Below are 9,873 nucleotides of genomic sequence, written 5' to 3' on the forward strand. Positions count from 1 at the left end.
CATGTCCGCAATCCACATCGCAGCAAGCTTCATCTTCTATCTTAAAGAATGAGTCCTGAGCCTAATGATGACGGAGTATAAGTCGGCCATGCTTCAAGGTTGGTGGATTTTCTCGGCAAGGAAGAAAACGCCATGCAGCGTTGAAACGACCATTGAAGCGAGCGTGAACGTCAGAGTGAGGCCGACAGCGCCTTTCACGATCAGCCACGGCCATGCCACACCCGTCCAGCAGACTATCGCAGCCTGCAACACGTGGATGGACGGCGCGAAGGCGTTAATGGCCATAAACGCCAAGCACAAGCCGAACGACAGGATCACGAGATACGAAAATAGGTAGGACAGGAACAACCGTCGCGTCAGTTTCACCAGCACCTGTTGCCCGCGCACTCGCATTTCCACTTCCGGCGCTGGCGCTGGCATTTCATGGTCCATCGTCGCGCTACCGAACGTAGCAACCGCCGCTAGGCCAGCAAAATAGAAGCCGGGCAGCGTCGAAACGAGCGTCAGCACGCTTCCCACAAGGCCGCTAGAACCGACAAGCACGGGTTTCACGGGGAGCACGGCATAGAACGCACCAGCTAGGATCGTCAGCAATAGCGGAAGCCACGTCGTATAGGTCCGCATCTCGCCATGCGATATACCCCGGTAAGCGAAGCCGCGGCTTAATTCATATATAAGCTGTTTCAGCACCTTATATCGTCCGTTGAGCCAAAAACTCGGGGATCGCCATAGCTTGGAAATGAACAACGATCTGCATAGCAGAGAAGTCCAAGAGCGGAAAGATGTTTGTTACTTCGAATGACTTGATATACATCTCCTCTAAAGGGTTGCCAGTATTAGAGTCAATTTCGACTGTAACCGATCTATCCTGCCCCGGAACTTTGTAACTTACCTTTGCAACGCCGTAATCACGCGAATTTGCTTGGAAAGTTTGAACTAGTGATTGCCAGAGATTGGCCGGAAGATTGTTCTGGTTGATCTGAAGGCGCAGTTCCGACTCTTTCTTTGTAAGATACCCCGCACCAGCTATCGGAGCGACCGCCTCCACTTTCACAAGTGAAATGCCGGTGATTCGGCCGTTGTTTATGTCGGCAATAAGCGTGTCGGACGGTCGCCCGCGTAGTTCGATATGCGGGCAGCAGCGGTCAGTTCGTGGCAGACCTTGACGGGTCAAGCCGCCTGCCGGGTGCGGATACGAGAACGATGATGCGTCGTCTTTGAACTCGAATTTCAGCAGCTTCGACAGTAAACGTTGCACCAAGCTAGAAGCGATGCCCGAAACGCGCTCTATGGCGCACGCATATACGTTGGGAAAACCTTGTTCTTGTGCCGTGGAAATCAGGACGTGACAGGCAAAGTCTGCGCCTTGGTTCGGACCTTTGGCGTGAATGTTAAAGATACCTGCTACAGGATCGGACGTAACGGCGTTAGGCGCGGTCTTGTCGGACAATCGCACAAGTAGCGTGATGAACTGTTGGGCCGCATCAATGTGAATATCGCCCACAAGCATTGTCGCCGTGTCGGCGCGTATGGCATACGTCCGCCCTGTATCCTTCATCCGCTGGAAAATGGGAACAAGGTTGTCCATCGTTGGAATGGATGCACCATCCTTCCTCGCACCGATTTCAAGATCGTAGATATAAAACTGCCGACGATCATTCTGCATTCAACGAGTCCCCGCTTTGCTCAAACGCATATAACGATGCCCAACTGCACGCCGGTAAAGGCCATGTTCCATCGCTCACCTATCCCTCCAAATCACGCCACTACAAGTGCTTCCGCCTGCCGCAGCACTAGCTTGACGGCCTCTGATGCCAAATCCGGCGGATAGCCATGTCGATGCAAAATCCGTTTGATCGCCACACGCATTTTTGCCCTGACATTTTCCCGCTTCCACCAATCAACACCAGCGTTGTTGCGCACCGTGCTCACCAACTCCGTTGCAATCACCCTCAGCTCCTGATTGCTCATCACCTGCACGGCGCTCTCATTCTGAGCGAGCGCGTCATAGAACGCGCGCTCGGCTGCATTCAGGCCATCCTCGGGCTCGTTGCGTAGATCCTTGGCTAGCGCGATCAGTTCTTGAAGGATCTGAAGGGCATCAACGCTGCGATTGTGGTACCGAGCGATCGCTTCTTCCAACCGGGACGAGAAAGCCTCCTGTTGGACCACGTTAGTGCGCGTCCGTGCCTTGATCTCGCCATTCAACAACTTCTTCAACGCTTCCACCGCCAGATTGCGGTGCTGCATGTTCTGAAGTTCGAGCATGAAGGCGTCGGACAGAACGCTGATGTCCGGCCGATCGAATCCGCAGGCCTCTAGGATATCGACCACCTCTGTCGATGCCACGGCGTTGTTGACCAGTTGCTGGATCGCGAAATCGGTCCCGCCATCATTGCGACCGCCGCCTACATCCAGCTTGCCGAGGCTTGATCGGACAGCAGCGAAGAACGCCACCTCCTCCGCATGCTCGGTCGCCTGAGGACTGCCCGATGCCAGCTTGTAAGCTTTGACGAGAGCCGCGACAGCATCATGGAAACGCTTCGGTCCCGCGTCGCTGTCGCGATATTGAGCCAGAACGTGCTCTATCGCGCCCGGGAGCACGGCCAGACGCTCACTCGGGGCACCATGCAACGCGGCACCATAGTCAAAACCATGGAACTGCGTTCGTGCCACATCCAGAGCGTCCAGAAAGGCAGCGACCGCTTCGGCTTCATCAATGCCGGTCTGAGCTTGGTCGGTCTGCGAGTAATGCGCCAACGCCGCCTTCAGCTCCGCCGCAATGCCGATATAATCCACCACCAGACCCGCAGGCTTGTCGCGGAACACGCGGTTTACGCGAGCGATGGCCTGCATCAGCCCGTGCCCCTTCATCGGCTTATCGACGTAGAGCGTGTGCATGCACGGCGCATCAAAGCCTGTCAGCCACATGTCGCGCACAATGACGAGTTTCAGCGGATCGGCAGGGTTTTTGAACCGATTGCGGATCGCCTCCTGCCGGGTCTTGGAGCGAATATGCTGCTGTAGCGCTGCCGGGTCGGTCGCCGAACCGGTCATCACCACTTTGACATTGCCGGTATCGTCTGTGTCACCGTGCCAGTCTGGCCGTGCGGCAATGATGCGATCATAGACCTCGGCGCAGATGCGGCGGCTCATGCAGACAATCATCGCCTTGCCGTCCATCGCCTCTAACCGGGCATCAAAATGGGTAAGGATGTCCTGAACTACCGTATCAAGGCGTTTATCCGCCCCGACCAGCGCTTCAACCCGTGTCCATTTCTTCGCGGTCGCACTGGTCTGATCTTCGGCCAACATCTCGGTTGCTTCGTTGAAATCGTCGTCCAGTGTCGCGGCGATCTCGTCATCGAGCGTGATCTTCGCGACCCGCGCCTCGTAATAGATCGGCACGGTTGCTCCGTCTGAGACCGCCTGTGCGATGTCATAGACGTCGATATAGTCGCCGAACACACCGCGCGTATCAGCGCCCACCAGCTCCACCGGCGTGCCGGTAAAGGCCACATACACCGCGTTCGGCAACGCCTTGCGCAGTTGATAGGCAAGACCGTGGCGAATCTCGCCGGTTTCCTTGTTCAGCTTGGCCTCGAACCCGTATTGCGTGCGATGCGCCTCATCCACCAGCACCACCACGTTGGAGCGTGCGGTCAGCTCCGGGAAAGTCTCGCCGGTTTCCGGGCGGAACTTCTGGATGGTGGAAAAGATGATACCGCCGACATTGCGATCCAGCAGGCGACGCAGATCCTCGGTGCTGTCGGCCTGTACCGGCTCCTCCCCCAGCAGATCCTTGCAGCGCGCAAAGGTCGCGAAAAGCTGGTTGTCCAGATCGTTGCGATCGGTCAGCACCAGCAGCGTCGGGTTCTCCATCGCCGGGTGATGCATGACGCGGCCGGATAGGAAGGTCATCAGCAGGCTCTTGCCCGAGCCCTGCGTGTGCCAGATCACACCGGCTTTGCCGTCGCCCGCACGGGCGATCAGGATCGTCTCGCACGCCTTTCGCACCGCGTGAAACTGATGATAGCCCGCGATCTTCTTGATCGGCCCCTTGCCCTCATCCTCGAACACCACGAACCAGCGAAGCATATCGAGCAGCACCTGCGGCGCCAGCAGACCTTTCGTCAGCGTCGAAAGCTCCAGCTCCGAGCCCTTCGGCACCAATGTTGTGCCGTCCACCGTGCGCCAGCTCATGTAGCGATCAAAGCCCGCCGACAGCGAGCCGTAGCGCGCATGTAGCCCGTCTGAAATCACGGTCAGCAGACTGGTACGAAACAGGTCCGGGATATCGGCTCGGTAGGTGTCGATCTGGTTCCAGGCGGCCTTGATATCTGCGCCAGCAACGCCTTTCAGCTCCACCACCACCAGCGGCAGGCCGTTGAGGAACAACACAACATCGGGGATACGGGCCGTCTTGCCCACCACATCAAACTGACGCGCTGCGCGCCAGTCATTGGCCGCGTTGGTCCAGTCGATCAACTGCACGCGGGCGTTGCGCTCCTCGCCGTCGCGGAAGAACGTCACCGGCACGCCATGAACCATCAAATCATGGAGGCGACGATTTTCCTGCACGATGTCGGAAGCGAATACGCTGTCGGTGACGCGCCGGGCGGCATCCTCTAACGCAGTTTTCGGGACATCCGGGTTCAGCCGCGCCAGACTTTCCAGCAGAACTGCAGCGAGGATCGTCTCGCGGAAGCTTGCTCGGAGCGGCTCCTTTACCTCGGGTGAGACATCCGTCCCATCTGCCAGACTGTAGCCGAGCGGTGCGAGGCTCTCCATGAAATGCGTTTCAAGCTGAGCCTCGCTGATCCAAGCCATCAGTCTTGTCCTTCTTCTGGCAAGCCAAGAGACTGTCCGGCCTGCCGCAATGGCGTCTGGATCGCTTGGATAAGTGCTTTGAGGTGGTCGGAAAGCCACTGAGCCATCTCAGGCCACTGTTCCTTGTCGTAACCGTCGAAAGTTTTGGCGAGGAAAATACGGCAGGCCTTCTTATCGTCCATTCTTCGCCATTCTAAGGACTGACCAAATGCCTCCTCGATCTCATTTCTACGCTCGTAAAGCTGGTCAAAGATCCGCTTGTTTTCAAACGCCTCAAAACGAGACAGCGACAGTTCCACCCGCGCCTCCCGATGGCTGAACACCATCGAGAACGGACATGACCTTACCCCCGATCCTGCATTGAGCCAGTGATCCCGGGACGGACTGACGTTCGCGTAAAGAGCAATATGATCCTGTTTCAGGCGTTCAAGGGCGACCGCCCAGAACTGGAGCCTCAGTTCATGCGCTCGTTGGCGTGTACCCTGTGCAGCCGTCTCTTCAACTTCTTTCGATGAGATACCAATCATGTAATCAGCAGCTTCAGGCGGCGGGATAATCTGCTGCAAATCCAAAAAGAGTTCTTCGGCGTGGGAATAAGGCGTCACGCGAAAACATTGGGCACGAATGCCGCGGCTGATAAGCCACATCACCGTGGCCGTTACCTCTCGGCGGAAATGAGCCGCCACAAAAATCATGCGTTGGCCATTGCCCGGGTTAAGGCCAGCTTCTTGCAAATCTTCGACGTCGAGAAATTCGCATATTTTTTCGCTTGCTGAACCGCCTTCGCAATATCGATCAAGATATTTCTGATAGATTTCGACGATCTGTCCTGTCTTCAGGGTCGATATATAAGCCGTATATTTTAACGCCTGCCATGTCACGTCCCGGCCGGAGTCATCAAGCTTGTTTTCGATAACGACAAGATTACCCTCCTTATCGAGGGCAAGGAGATCCAGTCGCTCTCGGGTTTCATCAAAACCGTCAAACTCCTTCTGTAGGATCAGCAACTCCTCTCCGAGCGCATCCGGCTGGTGAACAAGCCATTCCTGCAGATGGTCGCGCTCACGGAAGGCGAGTTCGCTGAAGCTTTTCTGAGTGAGCCGTGAAATGCGATTGGACAAACGATCGATACGGTACATCAGGCGGCTTCCTCGGCCACTTTGCGGGCTGCGCCGACGCGAATCTCACCGGACATGAGGCGAGGGAGAAGCGTGTCGCGCAAATTGGCGAGGCTACGGTTCTCTAATTGTCGTTGAATGGCGGCGTCAAAAAGAGGGCGAATTGCTTTATCAGCGACATCCAAAATTACCTTAGGAGGTAAAGCAATTTTCGCTTCAGCGAGATGATGGCGTTGAATGTGACCCATCGTCGTGGCTTTTGACGCTGCGATCATCCGAAACTCATCCATATGCAAATCAACAGCGAAAAAATGAAACCACTGCGGCACGAGTGAAGATTTAACTTTGAATAAGTGTTGATTGAGCGCTCCCCGCCCATCGACCCAGACTTTTTGAAGCAATGAGCCAGACCAAGAGAAAAGTACGTCGCCATCGTTAATTTTGTATTTGTCTGGAACTCCAGCGGAAGCTCTGCCCGAAGTCGCCGTAACGCCACTCCGCAGCTCCGCAATTTTGATAACTGGCAAGGACAGCTCGCCTTCTACGGCTGGATATTTTTGTAACGCCGCTCCGTTCAGAAACTCAGCAATTTCATCGAGACCCCGTTGCCTCCAGCCCTCCGGCAGCCCATCCTCGCCGAAGCTGTCGGGAAAGAGTGCGGCTGTGGCGGCGTCCATGTGGGCGGGCGCGCGATCCTCGGCGCGGGCGCGCACCGGATCGAAATCCACGAACCACGAGCGATAGAGCGCCCTCGCCATCTCCTCCAGCGTCGTCGCCGCCTTGCGGTTCAGGTCGATTTTGTTGTCCAGCGCACCGAGAGTGGCTGCAATCTCCCTTTGCTCAGCCAAGACCGGAAGATCAAAGCTGAATGAGAGGATATCTCTCCCGCTAACATGAGGAACGGCGGTTCCAGTGGTGATATTCAAGATATGCTCAGTGAACTCAGCGGATCCAATGAGATACCGAAGATAGCCACCGTCGATTTTTTTGGTGCCACGCAAACGCGCAACTCGTTGCACGAGCAAGCACGGCAAGTCGTCTAACGATACGGCCGCATATTTTAGACCCGCTTCGATCCATGGACGATCCATGGCCAAAACTACATCGCCCTCTTGCAAAGCAAATTTCGCGGCTTCGTTGATTCGGTCCTTGGGCCAAAATTTTGCACCTCCCCACCGCAACGAACCTTGGCCGATGTTGTCTCCGCGAAGAAGCTTAGTCCCCGCAGAACAATAATCTTTGCTTTTAAAGGGAAAACCAGTTTGATAATCAGCAACATCCCCAAGCGAAACTTTAGCTGGCATCTTCATCCCAACGCCCCAAGCCGTGCTTCAATCTCAGCCTCTAACCGCTGCCCTTCAGCAAACTGCTCACGAAGCGCTCCCATCAGCCGATCAAACTTCTCCTCGAAAGGCTCATCGTCATCCTCCGCTGCGCCCGCACCGACATAGCGACCCGGTGTCAGGGCAAAGTTGTGGCCCTCAATCTCAACCAGAGTTGCCGATTTGCAGAAGCCTGGTACGTCTTCGTAAGCTCCCTCCCGCGCCTCGCCACGCCACGCGTGATAGGTGGCAGCAACACGGCGGATCTCGTCTTCCGACAGTTCTTTCTGCTTGCGCGAGCCGGGCACCAGCGCGCCCATCTTGCGGGCGTCGATAAACAGCACCTCGCCGCGCCGATCGCGCAGCTTCTCGTTCATGGCGACACCGTTGGACTTGTCTTTGGCCAGAATCCACAGGCACGCGGGAATCTGCGTGCCATAGAACAACTGCCCGGGCAGCGCGACCATGCAATCCACCGCATCGCCTTGCACCAGCGCCTGCCGGATTTCGCCTTCACCGCCAGACATGGACGACATGGAACCGTTGGCCATGACCACGCCGCCGATCCCAGCCGAGGACAGGTGCGCGTGGATGTGCTGGATCCAGGCGAAGTTGGCATTGCCTACTGGCGGTGCGCCGAAGCGCCAGCGGGCGTCTTCGCGCAGCAGGTTGCCCGACCAGTCCGAAATGTTAAACGGTGGATTGGCGAGGATGTAGTCGAAACGTTCATCCGGGAATTCGTCGCGCAGCAACGTGCCTTCGGAATTCCAGCGGATATCGGCAAAGATCGAGCGGATGGCCAGGTTCATCCGCGCCAGACCGAAGGTGGTGTGGTTGCGCTCCTGCCCGTAGATGGCAATATCGTCGGTGCGGCCCTGATGGGCGTCGATGAACTTTTCCGACTGCACGAAGAAGCCGCCCGTGCCGCAGCATGGATCATAGACGCGTCCACGGGTCGGCTCGATCATCTCGATCAGGGTATCGACCACCGATTTTGGTGTATAGAATTCACCGCCGCGCTTGCCTTCGCTGCTGGCGAACTCGCCGATACAGTATTCGTAGATGCGCCCGATCAGGTCGAAATCAGCGCGAGTGCCATCAAGCTTGAGATTTGAGAACAGGTCGATCAGGCCCGAGAGCATGGCGCGGTCGATGCTCTCGCGACCAAAGACCTTTGGCAGCGCGCCTTTAAGACTGGGATTCTTAGCTTCGATCTCACGCATGGCGTCATCGATCATCACGCCAATGCGGGCGTCCTTCGACTGCGCAGCGAGTGAAGACCAGCGGGCATACGGCGGCACAAAAAAGGTGTTTTCGGCCAGATATTCGTCGCGGTCTTCCGGATCGCCGCCCTCCTCGGCAATCAGATCATGCCGTCGCGCAAAGGCCTCGGAGACATAGCGGAGGAACAGCAGGCCAAGCGCGATGTGCTTGTATTCCCCGGCGTCCATCGCGCCGCGCATCTTGTCGGCGGCGGCGAAGAGGATTTTTTCGATGCTCAATGTGGTCTCCGAGATAGCATTCTTGTGATTCCTTGGGAGCGGCTATGTGCGCTGAACGTCATGGGTGCCGTGGGGCCACGACACCGACATGCTTGTACAGGGTAGTTCGGGACACGCCGTAGCGCCTTAATCTCGCGGACCTGCTTCTCTCCAAGCTTCGGTTTGCGGCCGCCAGAGCGGCCTCTGGCACGCGCTGCGGCCAAACCAGCATGGGTCCGCTCTCGGATCAGACTGCGCTCGAATTCCGCGAGGGCCGCAAACACGTGGAAGACCAGCTTTCCCGCCGCGCTGTTCGTTTCAATCTTCTCGGTGAGGCTCTCGAATCCAATTCCAGAGCGCTCCAGCTCTAGGCGCGAGGCGTTCTTTCCGCTTGCCGTTTCTTCATAGATGACATGGCACCCAGCCTGCTGAAGCGCATCGCGCTGCAAGTCCAGATGCTGGTCCTCCGTGGAGACCCGTGCATAGCCGATTCTCTGTTTCATTGACACAACCGGGACGTTGAAAACTTGACGAGAATGTTAACTCGACAATTGGGGTTCGGATAGTCTCGGGTGTCATTTTTTGATGTGTGCGGAAAACCACCGTTTTCTGGGCACTCTTCAATAATTTATTGCATCAAACTCAGACCGCAATACCTACACCAAGCCTGAGCACAGTCAGCTACCCATCCTCTTCCGAACACCGGACATATGTCATTCTACGGACAGCAGACAGATCATTCCTGTCTGGCCTGAACAGTAATCAGACAGTTTTTCTGACCTTTCTCCAGAGATGACGCTGCTTTCTGACAGGCTGTAATCCTGTCCCTGTTCGTCTCAACCAGCTGACTGTCCTCACTTACACGTTGCCATCCTTCGGGATTATCGATTTCCATCATCATAGCCCCCGAATGCCAGCGATTTTTTTCTCCCACGATAAAGGAGGCCACCCGCGTTCCGACAGAAGAGGGTAAAAGCGACGTCAGAACCGGGGATGCCCCAAGCCCCACCACAAAACACACCAGCCCAACGCCCAGTAACCACCAGCTCTGACGGTCCTGATGACGGGACTGACCAATAATATGAGCAAGCTCCTGACGCTCTCTCTGAACCTCAGCTATCG

General features: G+C 56.4%; 8 protein-coding genes. All 8 read right to left on the reverse strand.

What is annotated here, in order from left to right:
• Positions 1-93 precede the first annotated feature (93 nt).
• Complete coding sequence (locus tag HK11_RS10630; protein WP_086555325.1) at positions 94-690, reverse strand: hypothetical protein; 597 nt, start codon at positions 688-690, stop codon at positions 94-96.
• Between the two features lies 1 nt (position 691).
• Positions 692-1,666, reverse strand: coding sequence for a hypothetical protein (locus tag HK11_RS10635; RefSeq protein ID WP_086555326.1), 975 nt, complete (start codon positions 1,664-1,666; stop codon positions 692-694).
• A gap of 92 nt (positions 1,667-1,758) precedes the next feature.
• Complete coding sequence (locus HK11_RS10640) at positions 1,759-4,830, reverse strand: type I restriction endonuclease subunit R (RefSeq protein ID WP_086555327.1); 3,072 nt, start codon at positions 4,828-4,830, stop codon at positions 1,759-1,761.
• Complete coding sequence (locus HK11_RS10645; protein ID WP_086555328.1) at positions 4,830-5,969, reverse strand: DUF4268 domain-containing protein; 1,140 nt, start codon at positions 5,967-5,969, stop codon at positions 4,830-4,832. Before HK11_RS10645 ends, HK11_RS10640 begins: the two co-directional genes overlap by 1 nt.
• Complete coding sequence (locus tag HK11_RS10650) at positions 5,969-7,258, reverse strand: restriction endonuclease subunit S (RefSeq protein ID WP_086555329.1); 1,290 nt, start codon at positions 7,256-7,258, stop codon at positions 5,969-5,971. The genes HK11_RS10645 and HK11_RS10650 overlap by 1 nt, the downstream gene beginning before the upstream one ends.
• Complete coding sequence (locus tag HK11_RS10655) at positions 7,255-8,772, reverse strand: class I SAM-dependent DNA methyltransferase (RefSeq protein ID WP_233133441.1); 1,518 nt, start codon at positions 8,770-8,772, stop codon at positions 7,255-7,257. The genes HK11_RS10650 and HK11_RS10655 overlap by 4 nt, the downstream gene beginning before the upstream one ends.
• Positions 8,769-9,254, reverse strand: coding sequence for a recombinase family protein (locus HK11_RS10660; protein ID WP_143216391.1), 486 nt, complete (start codon positions 9,252-9,254; stop codon positions 8,769-8,771). Before HK11_RS10660 ends, HK11_RS10655 begins: the two co-directional genes overlap by 4 nt.
• Before the next feature lie 233 nt (positions 9,255-9,487).
• On the reverse strand, positions 9,488-9,873 hold a 386-nt coding region (locus tag HK11_RS10665; protein WP_233133442.1), incomplete at its 5' end, for a DUF6118 family protein.

Origin of the sequence: Acetobacter sp. DmW_043 (assembly GCF_002153485.1) — a bacterium.
Classification (GTDB): Bacteria; Pseudomonadota; Alphaproteobacteria; order Acetobacterales; family Acetobacteraceae; genus Acetobacter; species Acetobacter thailandicus.